Below are 17,081 nucleotides of genomic sequence, written 5' to 3'. Positions count from 1 at the left end.
TTGGCCTGGCCTTGCTGTGGCTGGCAGTGCTGGTGGTGGCCGGGTTCTGGCTGAGCGAGACGCTCAAGGTCACCGGCGATCTGCGAAAATTCATGCCCGCCCTCCGCAGAAAGAAAACGCCGGTGTGGCCCGATGCCGCGCGCGCGGCCGGTGGACGTCCAGCCATTGCAGTGAGGCGGTTGCATGCCGTTTGAATTGAACGCAAACCGCCGCATTGGCCTGGCCTTGCTGTGGCTGGCAGTGCTGGTGGTGGCCGGGTTCTGGCTGAGCGAGACGCTCAAGGTCACCGGCGATCTGCGAAAATTCATGCCTGCCCCGCGTACGCCGGCGCAAAAACTGCTGATCGAAGAGCTGGGCGAAGGCCCGGGGTCGCGGCTGTTGCTGATGGCCTTGTCCAATAGCGACCCGGCCATCCTGGCCGAGCAATCGCAACGGTTGCAGCAGGCACTGGCCGCGCAGCCGGCGCTGTTCGAGTTGGTCGGTAATGGCGGCACTGCCGGATTGGAGGCGATTCCGGAGCGCTTGCTGCCGTATCGCTACCTGCTGAGCGACAGTTTCGACACCGCAACGCTGGACGCGGCGACGCTCGAAGCTGCGCTGCAGTCGCGCGTGCAGGATCTGGGCTCGCCGGCAGCGGCGATGGTGGAGCCGCTGCTGCCGCGCGACCCGACGCTGGAAGTGCTGCATCTGGCCGAGACCCTGCAGCCGGCGGCCGCCCCGCAAACGCGCAATGGGGTGTGGTTCGATCGCGCCGGTACCTCGGCCCTGCTGATCGTGCAGACGCATGCGGCCGGCTTCGATCCTACCGGCCAGCAGCTGGCCTACGACGCCGTGCAGGCGGCGTTCGCCAAGGTCAGCAAGGGCACCACGACGCAGCTGACCTTGACCGGCCCGGGCGCATTCGCGGTGGAGATCACCGCGCGCACCCAGGGCGAGTCGCAATGGATCGGCACGCTGGATACGGTGGGTCTGGTGCTGTTGCTGATGATCGCCTACCGCAGCTGGAAGATTCCGGTGCTGGGCGTGTTGCCGCTGGCGAGCGCGGGGTTGGCCGGCCTGGGCGCGGTGGCACTGCTGTTCGACGGCGTGCACGGGATCACCGTGGCCTTCGGCTTCACGTTGATCGGCGTGGTGCAGGATTACCCGATCCACCTGTTCAGCCATCAACGTCCCGGCCTGGATCCGCGCGAGAACGCGCGGCATTTGTGGCCGACGCTGGCGACCGGCGTGGTGTCCACCTGCATTGCGTATGTGACCTTTCTGTTTTCAGGCGTGGATGGCCTGCGCCAGCTGGCGGTGTTCACCATTGCCGGCCTGGCCACTGCAGCGGTGACCACGCGTTGGCTGTTGCCGTGGCTGATCGACCCGGCCCCGCGCGACTACGCCGATTCGCGCCTGTTGGCTGGGCTGTGGCGCGGCATCGCGCGCTTGCCGCGGCCACGCATCAGCCTGGCAGTGATCGCGGTGATCGGCATTGCGGTGATCGCTTTGGCGCCCGGCCAGTTCTGGCAGAACGACCTGTCCAAACTCACTCCGGTGCCGCCCAAGGCATTGGCGCAGGACACCCGCTTGCGTCAGGAGCTGGGCGCGCCCGATGTGCGTTACGTGCTCGCGCTGTCTGCGGCCAGCGATGAGGCGGCGCTGCAGGCCAGCGAGCGCCTGCGGCCGCGGCTGGATGCGCTGGTGCGCGACGGTGCCCTGACCGGCTACGACATGGCCGCGCGGTATCTGCCCAGTGCCAAGACCCAGCAGGCGCGTCAGGCGCGGTTGCCGGATGCGGCGCAGGCACGCACGCTGACCGAGCGCGCGGTGGCGGCCACGCCTTTCCGCAGCGATGCGTTTGCGCCATTCCTGCAGGATCTGGATGCCGCCAAGCGTGCACCGCCGCTGCTGCCGAAGGATCTGACCGGCTCGCCGCTGGCCACGTCGGTGGGCGGCCTGCTGCTGGGGCGCGGCGATCGTACGACTGCCCTGGTGTCGCTGACCGGCCTGCATGATCCGGCGCTGTTGGCTGCGGCGGTGCAGGGCAGCGGCGCGCAATTGCTGGACCTCAAGGATGCGTCCGAATCGCTGGTGGCGGCCTACCGCGGCCGGGTGCTGGGGGCGCTCGGTGTGGCGGCGTTGCTGCTTGCAGTAACGGTGGCGATCGCGTTGCGCAGCCCGCGCCGTATCGTGCGTGTGCTGTTGCCGATGGCGCTGACCACCGTGCTGATCCTGGCGATCCTGCGCGGCATCGGCGTGGAGCTCAACCTGTTCCATCTGATCGCGCTGATTCTGGCCGCAGGCCTGGGCCTGGATTACGCCTTGTTCTTCGATCATGCCGGCGACGATCACGCCGATCAGCTGCGCACGCTGCATGCGTTGATCGTCTGCAGCCTGATGACATTGCTGGTGTTCGCGCTGCTGGCCGCCTCCAGCATCCCGGTGCTGCGCGCGATCGGCAGCACGGTGGCCTTGGGCGTGTTGTTCAATTTCATCCTGGCGTTGCTGGTGTCGCGCGAGCCGGCACTGGAGCGCACACCCAGTGGAGCATCGCATGCAGGGACGTGACGCAATTGCCGCCTTGATTCCGCACCAGGGCAGCATGTGCCTGTGGGATGAGATAGTGACCTGGGATGCGCAGCGGATCGTGGTGCGCAGTCACGCCCATTGCAGCGACACGCATCCGCTGCGTGCCGATGGACGTCTGCGCGCGGTGCATCTGTGCGAATACGGCGCGCAGGCCATGGCGGTGCATGGCGGCCTGTTGGGTCGAGAATCCGGCAAGCCGGTGCGCCCTGGCATGCTGGTCGCGTTGCGCGGCGTGGAGTTGCACGTGACCCATCTGGACGCGTTGCCCGATGCCATCGAGTGCGAAGCGCAGGTGCTGATGCAGGGCGAGGACAGCCAGCAATACAGCTTTCGTCTGAGCCACGGCGATCAGTTGCTCGCCGAAGGGCGCGCCACGGTGATGCTGGGCGCCGCGCAGGCCCTGTAGGAGCGCGCTTGCGCGCGATGGAGCGTTACCGCTGAAGCCGCATCGCGCGCAAGCGCGCTCCTACAAGATGCGGGCGATCAATGCGGGCGATCTATTCCTGCGCCTGCTGCGAGTCGTTAGGATGAGGCTCTTTCCGCCGTCGTGTCTGCGGCTTTTATCGAGGCTTTCATGAGCACATCCATTCCACAGCGCCGCGCCCTCGTCAGCGGCGGCAGCGGCGATCTTGGTGGTGCGATCTGCCGTCAGTTGGCGGCGCAGGGTCGCCATGTGATCGTGCATGCCAACCGCAATATCGCCCGCGCCGATGAAGTGGTCGCAGCGATCGTGGCCGACGGCGGCAGCGCCGAAGCGGTGGCCTTCGATGTGGCCGATGCGCAGGCCAGCGGTGCGGCGCTCGAGCGCCTGCTGGACGCCGGCCCGATCCAGATCGTGGTCAATAACGCCGGCATCCACGACGACGCGCCGATGGCCGGCATGAACGCCGCCCAGTGGCATCGGGTCATCGATGTGTCGCTGCATGGATTCTTCAATGTCACCCAGCCCTTGCTGTTGCCGATGGCGCGCACGCGCTGGGGCCGCATCGTCAGCGTGTCGTCGGTGGCGGCGGTGCTGGGTAACCGCGGGCAGACCAACTACGCCGCAGCCAAGGCGGCGCTGCACGGTGCCAGCAAGTCGCTGTCGCGCGAGATGGCCAGCCGCGGTATCGCGGTCAACGTGGTGGCGCCGGGCGTGATCGAAGGCGAGATGGTCGGCGAAAGCTTCGCCCCGGACGTCATCAAGCAGATGGTGCCGGCCGGCCGCGTGGGCAAGCCCGAGGAAGTGGCCGCACTGGTCGTGTTTCTGTGCTCGGAGTCCGCCGGTTACATCAATGGCCAGGTCATCGGCATCAATGGCGGAATGGGCTGAATCCTCGTCACTTCCCCGATTGGTCCATGGGCGGCCTTCTGGAGTGCGGGGGCGCCCACGTTGGGCTACAGGCGCGCAATAGCTGCGGCGTTCAGCCGCCTGTTTCGTCGATACTCATGACCAATTCGCGCTCACGCGCGCCACGCGCGGCGCGGCAATGCACAGAGACCGTATTTCCGTTCGCGCGCAGGCGGCCGTCCACATAGAGGCCATCGCCGCGATCGTGGTATGACGCTGTCCAGTTGTAGATACTCGCACCCTGCGCAAGATAATGCGTTTCTGCCGCGCGCCGTCACACCGGCACCAGGTCGCTTGCATTCATGAGCAAAGGTTCTGGCGTGTACTGCACGATGTTCTGCGCAACTGCCTGCGTGCCGCTGCTGCCGAGCAAAGCCACGACAAGCACGCCCAGTAGTTTCTGAGGCATGGATCCCCCTGTGGAAAATCTGGTTGCGTGAAGACTACGGATCTATGAGCCCCGGGGTACCAGGATGCGCGTTCGCGCATGACTATGCCGCGTCGGCGTACCACGTTGCCGTCAGGATCGCCTCGCCGCTGGCGTTGGCGGTCAGTGCGTCCAGGCCATGGTCGGGCAACTCCGGGTGGCGGTGGCGTGCCTGCTGCAGGATCTCCCGGGCCAGCACCGCCATTTGCGCCACGTTGGTGTGGATGCGTGCGGCGAAGGCCTCATCGTCCAGGGTGTCGTGCAAGGCGCCATTGAGTTCGTTGAACCAGCCGATCAGATATTGGTCCAGCAGGCGGCCACCACCGGTGGCGATGCCCTGTGCGGTGTTGTGCACGCCCCAGTCGTGCAGCACCCGTTGCATGGACAGGTTCAGATCGCGCGCATACAGAAAATCCGCTTTCATGCGCGACAACAGACTCAGGTCGGCGATGCGTCCGGAGCAGAACAACGGCGCCAGCAACGACCAGTAGTAGGTGTAATCCCAGATCACCTTGACCGGCATGACCTGTTCGTCGCCAAACAGGGCGTACTGATCCTGGTACAGGGTCAGGGTGTTTTCGTAGAACGAGAAATACAGTTGCTCATACAGCTCGGTATACGGGCTGAGCGACCTGCCGGCACGATCGCGGCCGATCAGTTCGCAGATATAGGTGTTGGAGATGGCGATGAAGTCGCTGCCGGGCGAATAGAACGGATCCAGGAACAGGCCCGCCTCGCCGGTCAGCGCCCAGCGCTGCGACGAGAACACCTGCTTGCAGCCATACGAAAACTTGCGCAGGAACAGAAAGTCCTGCAGGCGGTAGTCGGCCTTGTCCAGCGATGCGGCGACCTGCGGTTGATGCAGGCGCAGCCAGCCCATGGCTTTTTCGTGCGTGTTCATGGTCTCCAGCGGGTGCATCTGCGCATCGCAGACGATACCCAGCGAATGCGCGCCCGACGACAGCGGGATCAACCAGAACCAGTAACCCGGCCCGCACATGTGGTTGGTGGAACGCCAGCGGTCCGGCGGTGTGCAGCGCTGCAGCCAGCTGCTGTCCTGCGACCAGCCGTTAGGGTCGATCAGGCCCTCCACGCGCCACCACACTGCATTGGCGTTATGCGCGTTGTCCTGTGCCAGATCCAGCTTGCGCTTGAGCAGGCCGGCGCGGCCACTGGCATCGACCACCCAGCGCGCGCTCAGCGTGCCCGGCTCGCCGGCATGCTCGTAGCGCACCGCGTGGTCGGCGGTGTCGTCGGACAGGTCCACGCCCTTGACGCTGCAGTTGTCGAGGAAGCTGACGCCCAGCGCGCGTGCGCGCTCGCCGAGGAAATTCTCGAAGCGACCGCGGTCGATCTGCCACGACGGCGTTGGCAGGATCTGGCTGACGCCTAGCTCGGTGCAGCGATCGATGTCCTCGCGCTTGTCGGAGAAGAAAAAGCGGAAACCGAACTTGCGGATCTGCTCGGTCTCCAGATGCTCGCGCAGGCCCAGCACGTCGGCGAAATAATGCGCGCCGATTTCCACCGTGGATTCGCCCACCTTGAATGCCGCCTCGCGCACCGGGTGCGCACGGCGCTCCAGCACGGTGATCGCAAGCTCCGGGTCGCGTTGCTTCAGTTGCAGGGCCAAGCTCAGACCGGCCAGACCACCCCCGGTGATGACGACATCGGCACGCTGTGCATTCATGGGGATGGGTCGCTCTTGGTAGGCGAGGGCACAGTAGCAAATTCGGCGTCGGCATCGTCGATCAACACCGGGTTGGCGCGCACGTTGCGGTACTCGCGCCAGATGTGGCCATAGGCCCACACCTGCTTGACCACATGCGAGGTGATTTCCCAAAGATCGCGCACCAGCCGGAAATGGCTCTTGCGGAAGGTGCCCGGCGCGCTGCCGGCGTAGCGGGTTTCGATCGGCACCGCTACCACGCGCGCGCCGGCCTGGCGGGCGGCGGAAATCAGCAGCTGCGCTTCGAACACGAAGCCTTCGCCGGGCACGTCGGGCAGGGTGAACACCGAGGCCGGATACAGCCGTTGGCCGCTCTGGCTGTCCACCAGGCGAAAGCCGCAGGCCCAGGCGATGCCCCAGTCGCCGAAGTCGTTGCCGATCCGGCGGATGGTCGGCTGGGTGGCGCGCTTGCGCATGCGCGCACCGACGATCACGCAGCCGGGGTGGCGGTTGGCCGCGGCCAGCAGGCGCGGGAAGTCGGCGGCCTTGTGCTGGCCATCGCCGTCCATGGTCATCACCGCACGCATGCCCATCTGCTGCGCCTGCGCAAAGCCGCTGCGCAACGCGGCGCCCTTGCCCATGCGCTGCGGATGGCGGATCAGCCGCACCGGCAGATCGGCGATGCAATCGGCGGTGCCATCGTCGGAGCCATCATCGATCACGATCACATGCGAGCAGTAGGTCAAGGCATCGGTGACCACTTCGCGGATGCGCAATGCCTCGTTCAGGGCGGGCACCAGAATCGCGGTGTCCTCGCGGGTCAACGGCACCCGGCTCATCGCTGCAGCTCCACGCGCAGCACGCGGCCAGGGCCGGCATACAGCGCAGCGCTGTCGCCGTGGCCGGCCAGCAGCGCAAACAGCGGCAGCATCGGCGCCATCGCATTGCCTGCGACATGGTGCGCCAGCGCGCCATCATCGGGAGACGGCGCGCCATCGTCCAGCCGCGCCTGCAGCTGCGGTTTGCCGGCCTGGCCGGCGCGGCCCAGCACCAGTGCGCCACCGAGCAGGCCCTGGCTGGGCGAGATGCGGCCAAGCGGCCCCACCGAGCGCGCGTCGTATCCGGCCAGCAGCACCGCATCGACGCCGGCGGTGAGTTGCACCAGCGCTTCCAGCAGGCCCTGCGCAAAACTGGCGGCGTGGGCGCTGATCGCCGTGGCCGGGGTCATCGCACCGGCGCCGATGGTCCAGTAGCCTGCCGCGGCGTTGTGCACCGAGTTGTGGAACTTGGTCGGCGAGATCGCCAGCGGGTCGCTGGCCAGCGTGGTGCACATGTAATCGGTGATGGCCAGATCGCCGTGCGTGGAAGTGAACACCGACGGCAGGCTGGCGGGGTCGCGGCCGGCGGCCGTGCAGGCGGCCAGTGCGGCTTCGAGCGACACCGCCACCGTATCGGGCGCGCGGCGGCGCTCGTTGGCGGCCAGCAGTTGCGGTGCCGGACGCGTAGGCGTCTCCTGCAGCGGGGCGCCGTGCACGAACGCATGCGCCGCTTCCCAGGTTGGCAGGCCCTGGGTCCAGAAACCGATCCCTTCGATGGTGGCGGTCAGCATCAGCGTGCCCGCCCGAACAGCAGCGAACAGTTGTTGCCGCCAAAACCGAAGGAGTTGTTCATTGCGTAATCGATCCGGGAATGGGCGTTGTCGAAGCGGATCTGCGGGCCGCAGGCGGGGTCGGGCACGGCACTGTTGAGCGTGCCCGGCAGCACGCCGTCGCGCAGCGCCAGCAGCGCGATCACCGACTCGACGATGCCGGCCGCGCCCAGGGTGTGGCCGGTCCAGGCCTTGGTCGAACTGGCGTGCAAGGTGTCCGGGAAGATCGCCGCCACCGCTGCCGCTTCCACGCTGTCGTTGGCCGGCGTGGCGGTGCCATGCAGATTCAGATAGCCCACCGCTGCTGCGTCCAGGCCGGCGCGTTCGAGCGCGCCGCGCATCGCCAGCTGCGCGCCCAGGCCCTGCGGATGCGGGGCGGACATGTGGTGCGCATCGCTGGATTCGCCGTAGCCGTACAGCCATAGCGTCGCCTCCGGGGCGGCGGCGGTGCGTTCGACCAGCGCAAAGCCACCGGCTTCGCCCAGGCTCAGGCCGACCCGACGCGCGTCGAACGGCTGGCACGGTTCGGGCGCGACCACCTGCAGCGAGTTGAAGCCGAACAGCACGCTGCCGCACAAGGTGTCCACGCCGCCGACCAGCGCCGCGTCGATCACCCCGGCGTCGATCAGCCGCGCCGCCTGGGCGAAGACCTTGGCGCTGGACGAACAGGCGGTGGCCACGGTCACGCTGGGGCCGCGCAGGCCGGTGGCGTGCTGGACGAAGTCGCCCAGCGAATGCGGGGTGTGCACGATGGGGCGGGCCAGATCGTCCGGAAACCGCGCGCCGTCGGCGTCGTCGACCAGCCGCGTATAGGCCTCTTCGCTGGCGCCGATGCTGGAGGTGGAAGTGCCGATGATCACCGCCACGCGCTCGGCGCCGTAGCGCTGGGCGGCTGCCTGCACGGCGTCGGCCATGCCGTCCTGCTGCAGGGCCAGCCAGGCCAGCCGGTTGTTGCGGCAGTCCCAGCCTTGCAGCGCATCGGGCAGCACGACTGCTTCCACGCCGTCGACGCGGCCGATCCAGCACGGCAGCGGCTGCGGTCCGAAATCGTTGTAACGCAGGCCGCTGCGACGCGACTGCAGGGCGGCGGCCTGGGCCGCGAGCCCGGCGCCGAGCGCGGTGGTGGAGGTGTAGGCGGTGACGGCGACCGGGGCCATCTGGGACGAATGCTGCGCTTGGCTCACGATGGTCTGGCTGGCAAAAAGTGCTCGCAGTATATCGGCGGCGTGCGCCGGCCCCGTCGACGGCGCAACTGAACGCGCCGGTCATGTCGCTGACGTGGCTGGGATTTTTCGCAGCGGCCGCGCTTTCGCCGTCGCCGCAATTGGGACACAATCGACGCGACCTACCGCTCTTAGAGCGCGATCACGCGCGCATGCACGCCTACGTCTATAAAAGCCAACGCAAGCAGGACACCTTCGTCTACCTGGCCACGCGCGACGACTTCTCCGGTCTTCCCGCTGCCGTGCACGCGCAGTTGGCGCCATTCGCATTCGTGCTGGAGGTGGCGTTGACGCCTGAGCGCCGCCTGGCGCAGGCCGATGTGGCAACCGTGCGCGAAGCGCTCGGCAAGCACGGGTTCTACCTGCAGCTGCCCAAGACGGTGGTGCTGGCGGGCGAGTGCGACTATGACTGAGCCGCAGCGTGCCGCGCGAGTGCGCGCCGCAGCGCTGGCAGGTGCAGCCGGCGTGGTGTTGTCCCTGCTCGGTGGCCTTGGCGGCGCCGTTGCTGCGGTAAGCCTGTGGCTGGCGCAGCCGGTCTTTGCACTGGCGGTGTCGTGGGCGCGCGGCACCCGCGCGCTGGCGACGCAGCCGCGCGCCATCGCGCAGGCGTTGCCGCCGTTGCTGGCGATCTGGGGCGTCGGCCTGCTCGCCTTGGCGGCATTGATCAGCTGGCCGCTGACCGCGCTGCGCGACAGCGGCAGCCTGGCCGCAGCGTTGGCCCTGAGCGTGGCCGTGAGCGCCGCCTTGCTGGGCCTGTGGCGCACCTGGCCGTTGTGGGGCGAGGTGGAACGCGACGGTGGCGCGCTGGCGCCACGCTGGCACGCGCTGGCCACGCAGGAATTGCATGCCTGGCGCGGCCTGCTGGCGGCCGCCCTGGTGCTGGCGGTGTGCACCGTCGTGGTGGTGGTGGCCTGGCCGGGCTGGTTGTCCGGCGGCCTGCGCTGGGGCCTGGCGATTGCCGCCAGCGCGCTGCTGCCCGCCGCCCATCTGCTGCTGCAACGCACCGCCGCACCGGCGCGCAGCGATGCGCCAGTGGCCAGGCAGGCTGCCGATTTCTTCTCCGAAGCGGCCGCCGAACCGCGCCCGCTGGAGCCGGTCGCCCAGCATCAGCTGGTGCCCGAATTGTTCGAAGCCGCGCGTAGCGGCCGGGTGGACCGCGCGCTGCAGTTGCTGGAGGCCGGCGCCGACCCGCAGGCGATGCCGCTGCCGGAATGGCGCGACCAGCGCAGCCTGCCGGCGCTGGCCGCGGTGCTGCCGGATCTGCGCCTGCTGCGCGAGCTGATCGTGCGCCGCGTGGACGTCAACCAGCCGCATCGCGGCATGACGCCGCTGCTGGCCGCCACCCGCGACAGCTGGCATGGCCGCCCGGATGCGGTGATGACCCTGCTGGCCAACGGTGCCGACCCGCGCTCCACCGACAACGACGGCAATACCCCGCTGCATCACGCCGTACGCAGTTCCGACCCCGGCGTGGCTGCGTTGCTGCGCGATGCCGCCGCCGAACTGGACGCGCTCAACAACGAAGGTCACTCGCCGCTGGCGATGGCCTGCCAGGTCGGCAATTGGCGGCTGGCGAAATTTCTGCTGGAACGCGGTGCCCACTCCGAGCCGGACGGCGGTGCGCCGGTGTTGCTGGCCGCGGCCGGCACCGAGGAAGACGACCCGGCCGGCGTGCAGTTGCTGCTCAAGCACAAGGCGCGGGTGGATGCGCGCGACCGCCAGCGGCGTAGCGCCCTGCACGAAGCGGCGCTGGCCGGCCACGGCGACATCGTCGAGGCGCTGTTGTCGGCCGGGGCCAACCTGGAAGCGCGCGATCTGCTCGGCCGCACGCCGTGGCTGGACGCGGCGCGTCAGGCGCGCAGTGCGGTGCTCGAACGCCTGGTCGCGCGCAAGGCCGATGTGCTGGCCACCGACGGCGACGGCCGCAATGCGGTGATGCTGGCCTGCGCCGCCGACAGCGTGTCGCCGGCCTTGATCCGACGTCTGCTCGATCTGCAGGTGCCGGCCGACAGCGTCGATGTGCATGGCCGTCGCGCCGTGGACGTGGCAGCCGAAGCCGGGCGTTGGGCGATCGTGCAACTGCTCGACCCCAGCTATCCCGTGCCGGCCGCCGTCAGCGATGCGCACGGCGATACCCCCGGCGTTGCGGTGCTGCCCGATCGCCCGCCGTTGGTGTTGTTGCGCGAAGGCCTGCAGTTCGGCCAACGCGATGGCCTGGACGCGCTGGCGCGGCTATGCGCCCCGGAAGAACTCGGCGGCCTGCTGCATGACGCGCATCTGGCGCTCAACGCCGATGCGGTGGACTGGCTGCTGCGCCACGGCGCCGATGCCGAGATGCGCGATGCCTGCGGCGACGTGCCGATGTTTGCGCTGCTCTCGCGCGGCGTGGAAGCGGTGCCGGCGCTGCAGGTGTTGCTGCGTCACGGCGTGTCGCCGGCCGGTGCGGGCGGCCTGACCCGGCTGCTCAGCGCCTGCGTGCAGCACGATGCCGCCTCGCGCGGGCTGGAACAGTTCGCACTGGAGTTGCTTGAACGTGGCGCCGACCCGTTTGCGCCGTCGGCAGCCGGCGACCCGCCGTTGTCGCTGGCCGTGCGGCTGGGCTGGCTGCGCCTGCAGCAGTGGTTGCTGGAACATGGCGTGGACCGCGAGGCGCGCGACAGCCACGGCATGACCGCGCTGCATCTGGCGACCGCGCTCGGTCGGGACGCCTCGCTGAAATTGCTGGTCAAGCAGGGCGCCTCGCCGGAAGCGCGCGCCGCCGACGGGCAGACCCCGCTGGGCGTGGCGTTGTCGATCGGCCGGCGCGATCTGGCCGACTGGCTGGACTGGCGGATCTGGTCGCTGCCAGGCCGCACGCTGCGCGAAGCGGACGTGCCGGCGGCAGCGATGACCGGCGACACCGATGCGGTGCGGCGGCTGATCGACCTCGGCCTGCCGGTGGATGCCGTCGACGCCCAGGGCTGCACTGCGCTGCTGCGTGCGGCCGGTGGCGGCCACCTGGGTGTGGTCGCGCATCTGCTCGGCCGCGGCGCCGATCCGCAACGCGCGGCCAACAGCGGCGCCACGCCGTTGTCGGCGGCGGTGAGCATGCGCCAGACCGACATCGTCGCCGCACTGTTGCAGGCCGGCGCGCAGATCGAACATCGCCTGCCGGGCGGAGTGACCGTGCTGATGCTGGCCTGCGCGCTCGGCCTGCCGGACATCGTGGCGCGCCTGCTCACGGCTGCAGCCGACGTGCACGCCACCGACAATCAGGGGCTGGCACCGCTGCACTGCGCGGCGCTGTACGGCTTCACGGCGCGCGACACCACCCGTCTGCTGGCGTTGCTGGACACCTTGTTGCTGGCCGGCGCCGACCCGGATGCGCTGGCCGGTGGGCGGGTCAGCCCGTTGCTGTTGTTGCTGGGCGCGCGCGCCGAACCGGGCACCGCCTGCGACGAAAAGGTGGTGCTGGCCGGCGTCGAACGCCTGCTCGATGAAGACGTCTCGCTGGATGTGGCCGATCAGCGCGGCTTCGGCCCGCTGCATCTGGCCGCACTGCATGGCCTGCCGCTGCTGGTACAGCGCCTGCTGCGTGCCGGCGCCGACGCCGACCGCCGCGACGCGCTCAACCGCACCCCGCGCGAGATCGCCATCATGCGCGGCTTCATCGATGTGGCCGGCCAGTTCGAACCCGCCTTGCCGGGCGTATCCTCGATGGCGCGCTTCCTGCGCGAAGGCCGCTGAGCCGGCGCGGCGGTTCACCGCTGCGGGTACTGTTCGTGTGCAGCCGCAACCGGCTGCGCAGCCCTACCGCCGAGCGCGTGTTTGCCCACTGGCCGGGCGTGCAGACCCAATCGGCCGGGCTGGCCGCCGATGCGCAGGTACAGGTCACCCCCGAGTTGCTGCACGAGTCCGACCTGGTGCTGGTGATGGAGCGCCGCCACCTGCAGCTGCTGCGCAAGCGCTTCGCCGCGCATCTGCGCCATTGCCGCGTGGTGTCGCTGCAGATTCCCGATGACTACGCGTACATGGATCCGGCACTGATCCGTCGGCTGGAACACACGGTGCCACCGCTGCTGCGCCTGCCGGCGTATTCGTAACCTGATCCCGACACCGCGCATGCAAGACTGGGCGTTCCCTCGCACGAAGGAAGCGCCTCTACGATGAGCGTGCGTATCGAGGACCACGCCATGCTGGGCAATTGCCACAGCGCGGCCCTGGTCGACCACCGCGGCACCATCGACTGGCTGTGTCTGCCACGTTTCGATTCCGATGCGTTTTTCGCATCCCTGCTGGGCGACGAGCAAAACGGGCAATGGGCGTTATCGCCGTCCGGCGACTTTCGCAGCGAACGTGCCTATGAAGACGACAGCCTGGTGTTGTGCACCCGCATGATCACCGACACCGGTACGGTGGAGCTGGTCGACTTCATGGTCGCCAGCGACGAAGGCGACAACCACCAGCATCTGGTGCGCATCGTGCGCTGCGTGCAGGGCGAGGTGCCGATGCACATGCGCCTGACCTTTCGCTTCAACTATGGCCGCACCGTGCCGTGGGTCACCGGCATCGACGGCGGCATCCGCGCCATTGCCGGCCCCGACCAGCTCGCGTTGCGCTCGCCGCAGGAACTGCACGGCGAAGACATGGGCACCGAGTCGGACTTTACGCTGCGCGACGGCGAAAGCACCTGGTTCCTGCTCAGTCACGGCGCATCGCATGAGCCCACGCCGCCGCAGATCGACCCGGAACAGGCGCTGCAACGGACCGCCGCGTTCTGGCATGGCTGGGCACGTCGCTGCACCGATGTCGGTCCGTGGACCGGGCAGGTGCGTCGCTCGCTGGTGGTATTGAAAGGGCTCAGCTACCTGCCCACCGGCGGTATCGTGGCCGCGCCCACTGCCTCGTTGCCCGAGCACCTGGGCGGCACGCGTAACTGGGATTACCGCTACTGCTGGTTGCGCGATTCGGTGTTCACGCTGATCGCATTGCTGCAGGCCGGCTATCGCGATGAGGCCGCTTCGTTTCGCGACTGGGTCCAGCGCACCATCGCCGGCTCGCCGGATCAGTTGCAGGCGCTGTACGGCATCGGTGGCGAGCGTCGTCTGCAGGAATGGGAAGCGCACTGGCTGCCCGGCTACGAAAATTCCGGGCCGGTGCGTATCGGCAATGGCGCGGTGGATCAGTTCCAGCTCGATGTCTATGGCGAGTTGATCGGCGCGTTCCATTACGCGCGAGAAAAAGGCGTAGCCCCGCCGTCCGATGACGATGGCTCGTCGGCATCGCTGCTGGAAAAGATCCTGGATACGCTCGAAGACCTGTGGCGCCTGCCCGATGAAGGCATCTGGGAGATCCGCGACGAGCGCCGGCATTTCGTGCATTCCAAGGTGATGGCGTGGCTGGCATTCGATTGCGGCAGCCGCGATGGCATCACCAACGCCGATGCCGACAAGCGCGCGCACTGGGGCCGCATTGCCGACGAAATCCGCGCAGAAGTGCTGGAAAAAGGCGTGCACCCGGACGGGCACTTCGTGCAGAGCTACGGTTCCGACCGTCTGGACGCTTCGCTGTTGCTGATCCCCATCGTCGGGTTCCTGCCGGCGGAGGATCCGCGCATTGCCGCCACTGCCGATGCGATTGCGCGCGAGCTGACCATCGATGGCCTGGTCGAACGCTATCGCGCCGACGACAGCGCCGACGGCCTGCCGGCGGGCGAGGGCACCTTCCTGGCCTGCAGTTTCTGGCTGGTGGAAAACTTTGCGTTGATCGGCCGCACCGATGAGGCGCGCGCATTGCTCGAGCGTCTGCTTGGGTTGTGCAACGACGTGGGCCTGCTCGCCGAAGAATACGACCCGCGTGCAAAACGCATGCTTGGCAACTTCCCGCAAGGGTATTCCCACGTGGCCCTGGTCAATGCGGCATTGCGCCTGCATGGACGCATGGGCGAGAAGGAACAACATCCATGAACGAGCAACAGACCACACCGCCGTGCATCATCGTGGTGTTCGGCGCACGCGGCGATCTGACCAAGCGCCTGGTGATGCCGGCGCTGTACAACCTGCGCCGCTCCGGCGCACTGGGCGAGCAGTTCGCCATCGTCGGCATGGATCACGGCGATATCAGTGAGCGTTCGTGGCGCACGATGATGGGCCAGTCGATGACCCAGCTGCTCAGCAGCCGCGACGCCGAATTCCAGACTGACGAGTTCGATACCGACACTTGGGAGTGGCTGCGCGAGCGCATGCATTATCTGCGCGGCGATTTCACCGACCTGGGCGCCTATCAAACCCTGGGTGGCGCGCTGGAGAAACTGCACAAGCGCTACGGCACGCAAGGCAATGTGCTGTTCTATCTCGCCACGGCCGCACGTTTTTTCGAGCCGGTGTTGTTGAATCTCGGCGAAGCCGGCCTGGTCAAGCAGCGCGAAAACCAGGGCTGGCGCCGCGTCATCGTGGAAAAACCCTTCGGCCACGACCTGCCCAGCGCCATCGCGCTCAACGCCACCGTCGCCAAGGTGCTGCACGAGGATCAGGTGTTCCGCATCGACCATTTCCTGGGCAAGGAAACCGTGCAGAACATTCTGGCGTTCCGTTTCGCCAATGGCCTGTTCGAGCCGGTGTGGAACCGCGACCGCATTGATCACGTTCAGATCACCGCTGCCGAAACCATCGGGGTGGAGGGGCGCGGGCGCTTCTACGATCCCACCGGTTGCCTGCGCGACATGGTGCCCAATCACCTGTTCCAGTTGCTGGCGATGATTGCGATGGAACCGCCGGCCGCCTTCACCACCGAGGCGATGCATCGCCGTCGTGCCGAGGTGATCGAAGCGGTGCGCCCGATCAAGCCGGAAGACGTGGTGCGTGGCCAGTACGCATCCGGCGCGGTCAATCGCAGCGCCGTGCCCGGCTATCGTGAAGAAGATACGGTGCCGGACGATTCGGAAACCGAAACCTATGTAGCGATGAAGCTGCAGGTCGACACCTGGCGCTGGGCCGGCGTGCCGTTCTATCTGCGCACCGGCAAGCGGCTGCGCGAGCGCACCACCGAGATCGCGATCCGCTTCAAGCCCGCGCCGCTGGCGCCGTTTCGCAGCACCGAAGTGGGCGGTTATGGCCCCGACTGGCTGGTGCTGCATATTCAACCTGATGAAGGCATTTCGCTGCAGTTCGACGTCAAGCGCCCCGGCGCGCAGGTCGCGCTGGCACCGGTGCGCATGGACTTCCGCTACCGCGACTGGTTTCCCAAGGAGTACACCGTGGGTTACGAGCGCCTGCTGCAGGACTGCATGAACGGCGAAGCCGGCCTGTTCCAGGACGCAGCGATGGTGGAAGGTGCCTGGCGCATCGTGCAGCCGATCCTGGATGCCTGGAAACAACCAGCCAGCGACTTCCCCAACTACGCCGCCGGCAGCGCCGGTCCCTCGGCCGCCGACGCGCTGCTGGCCATGAACGGCGGACACGCCTGGCGCGCGCTCACCCCTGGCCGCAAACCACCGCCGCGCCGGGCACCGGAAGCGCGCAGCAGCGCTACGACACCGGTGAAGAAAGCTACCGGGAAGACAGCAAAGAAAGTCGCCAAGGTGCCAGCCAAGAAGATCGCCAGCGCGCCAGTCAAACGCACATCTGCGGCGTCAGCAGGACCATCGCAGGATGCGGCTGCATCGCCTGGCAGCGCGGCCAAGAAAGCCGTGCGCAAACGCGCGGCCGGCAAGGTCGCAAAGACCGCTGGCAAAGCCGCGGAGGGCAAGCGCGCAGCGAAGAAGTCGACTAGCAAGGGCGCGGTGCGTACACCGCGCCGCTAGGGGAGGCGAGCGGCATACAGCCGCCGCAGATCCACGTAGGAGCGCGCTTGCGCGCGACCGGGCTTTATCGGTAACGCCTGGTCGCGCGCAGGCGCGCTCCTACGAAAAGCGCAGCGATTGTGTGTGGTTGGTGCGGGTTGGCCATCCACATCGGCTCATGACCTGGAGGCGATCGAACGCTCGCTTGCAGGCTGTTTCCCCAAGACATCGACTACGCAGCTACCGCTGGCGAGCGATGCACGACATCCACATCGGAGCGTGCTCGCGCGCGACGGGTTTTATCGGTAACGCCTGGTCGCGCGCAGGCACGCTCCTACGAAAAGCTCAGCGATTGTGTGTGGTTGGTGCGGGTTGGCCATCCACATCGGCTCATGACCTGGAGGCGATCGAACGCTCGCTTGCAGGCTATTTCCCCAAGAATTCGACTACGCAGCTA

At 67.8% G+C, this 17,081-nt stretch carries 14 protein-coding genes; 9 read left to right on the top strand and 5 right to left on the bottom strand.

Features of this window, described 5'->3' with window-relative positions; genetic code table 11:
* The 4 genes from FHY18_RS17600 to fabG all read left to right on the top strand — a co-directional run.
* On the top strand, nt 1–194 hold a 194-nt coding region (locus FHY18_RS17600), incomplete at its 5' end, for a hypothetical protein (RefSeq protein WP_259157367.1).
* Nucleotides 184–2,550 carry an MMPL family transporter gene (locus tag FHY18_RS17595; RefSeq protein WP_259157365.1) on the top strand — a complete coding sequence of 789 codons (2,367 nt, stop codon included), beginning with the start codon at nt 184–186 and terminating at the stop codon, nt 2,548–2,550. The genes FHY18_RS17600 and FHY18_RS17595, both read left to right, overlap by 11 nt.
* Nucleotides 2,537–2,977: a hotdog family protein gene (locus FHY18_RS17590; protein WP_259157363.1), complete on the top strand. Its 441-nt coding sequence runs from the start codon at nt 2,537–2,539 to the stop codon at nt 2,975–2,977. Before FHY18_RS17595 ends, FHY18_RS17590 begins: the two co-directional genes overlap by 14 nt.
* Nucleotides 2,978–3,145: 168 nt before the next feature.
* A complete protein-coding gene (fabG, locus tag FHY18_RS17585; protein ID WP_259157362.1) occupies nt 3,146–3,883 on the top strand; it encodes a 3-oxoacyl-ACP reductase FabG in 738 nt (245 codons plus the stop codon).
* A 292-nt stretch (nt 3,884–4,175) separates the two neighbouring features.
* Here the strand turns inward: fabG and FHY18_RS17580 are convergent, their stop codons facing one another.
* The 5 genes from FHY18_RS17580 to FHY18_RS17560 form a co-directional block, all read right to left on the bottom strand.
* Nucleotides 4,176–4,310, bottom strand: coding sequence for a hypothetical protein (locus FHY18_RS17580; protein ID WP_259157360.1), 135 nt, complete (start codon nt 4,308–4,310; stop codon nt 4,176–4,178).
* An 82-nt stretch (nt 4,311–4,392) separates the two neighbouring features.
* Nucleotides 4,393–6,015 carry an NAD(P)/FAD-dependent oxidoreductase gene (locus tag FHY18_RS17575; protein ID WP_259157358.1) on the bottom strand — a complete coding sequence of 541 codons (1,623 nt, stop codon included), beginning with the start codon at nt 6,013–6,015 and terminating at the stop codon, nt 4,393–4,395.
* Complete coding sequence (locus tag FHY18_RS17570; protein WP_259157357.1) at nt 6,012–6,833, bottom strand: glycosyltransferase family 2 protein; 822 nt, start codon at nt 6,831–6,833, stop codon at nt 6,012–6,014. Before FHY18_RS17570 ends, FHY18_RS17575 begins: the two co-directional genes overlap by 4 nt.
* Complete coding sequence (locus tag FHY18_RS17565; RefSeq protein WP_259157356.1) at nt 6,830–7,603, bottom strand: beta-ketoacyl synthase chain length factor; 774 nt, start codon at nt 7,601–7,603, stop codon at nt 6,830–6,832. Before FHY18_RS17565 ends, FHY18_RS17570 begins: the two co-directional genes overlap by 4 nt.
* The gene (locus tag FHY18_RS17560; RefSeq protein ID WP_259157355.1) at nt 7,603–8,799 is read right to left on the bottom strand and encodes a beta-ketoacyl-[acyl-carrier-protein] synthase family protein; all 1,197 of its coding nucleotides are present in this window, start codon (nt 8,797–8,799) and stop codon (nt 7,603–7,605) included. The genes FHY18_RS17565 and FHY18_RS17560 overlap by 1 nt, the downstream gene beginning before the upstream one ends.
* 218 nt (nt 8,800–9,017) lie before the next feature.
* Here FHY18_RS17560 and FHY18_RS17555 point away from each other — a divergent pair, with 218 nt between their 5' ends.
* From FHY18_RS17555 to zwf, 5 genes are all read left to right on the top strand, one after another.
* A complete protein-coding gene (locus tag FHY18_RS17555; protein ID WP_259157354.1) occupies nt 9,018–9,278 on the top strand; it encodes a YcgL domain-containing protein in 261 nt (86 codons plus the stop codon).
* On the top strand, nt 9,271–12,591 hold the full coding sequence (locus tag FHY18_RS17550; protein ID WP_259157353.1) for an ankyrin repeat domain-containing protein: 3,321 nt from the start codon (nt 9,271–9,273) through the stop codon (nt 12,589–12,591). The genes FHY18_RS17555 and FHY18_RS17550 overlap by 8 nt, the downstream gene beginning before the upstream one ends.
* Nucleotides 12,592–12,620: 29 nt before the next feature.
* Entirely contained in the window at nt 12,621–12,947 is a 327-nt protein-coding gene (locus FHY18_RS17545) for a phosphotyrosine protein phosphatase (RefSeq protein ID WP_259158323.1), read from the top strand.
* 63 nt (nt 12,948–13,010) lie between these two features.
* Nucleotides 13,011–14,810 carry a glycoside hydrolase family 15 protein gene (locus FHY18_RS17540; RefSeq protein WP_259157352.1) on the top strand — a complete coding sequence of 600 codons (1,800 nt, stop codon included), beginning with the start codon at nt 13,011–13,013 and terminating at the stop codon, nt 14,808–14,810.
* Nucleotides 14,807–16,645, top strand: a complete 1,839-nt coding sequence (gene zwf / locus FHY18_RS17535) for a glucose-6-phosphate dehydrogenase (protein WP_259157351.1) — start codon at nt 14,807–14,809, stop codon at nt 16,643–16,645. Before FHY18_RS17540 ends, zwf begins: the two co-directional genes overlap by 4 nt.
* Nucleotides 16,646–17,081 lie beyond the last annotated feature (436 nt).

The sequence above is a fragment of the Xanthomonas sp. 3793 genome (assembly GCF_024806835.1).
Classification (GTDB): domain Bacteria; phylum Pseudomonadota; class Gammaproteobacteria; order Xanthomonadales; family Xanthomonadaceae; genus Xanthomonas; species Xanthomonas arboricola_F.
The sequence above is the reverse complement of the archived record's forward strand: the minus strand, read 5'-3'. Positions and strand labels throughout refer to the sequence as shown.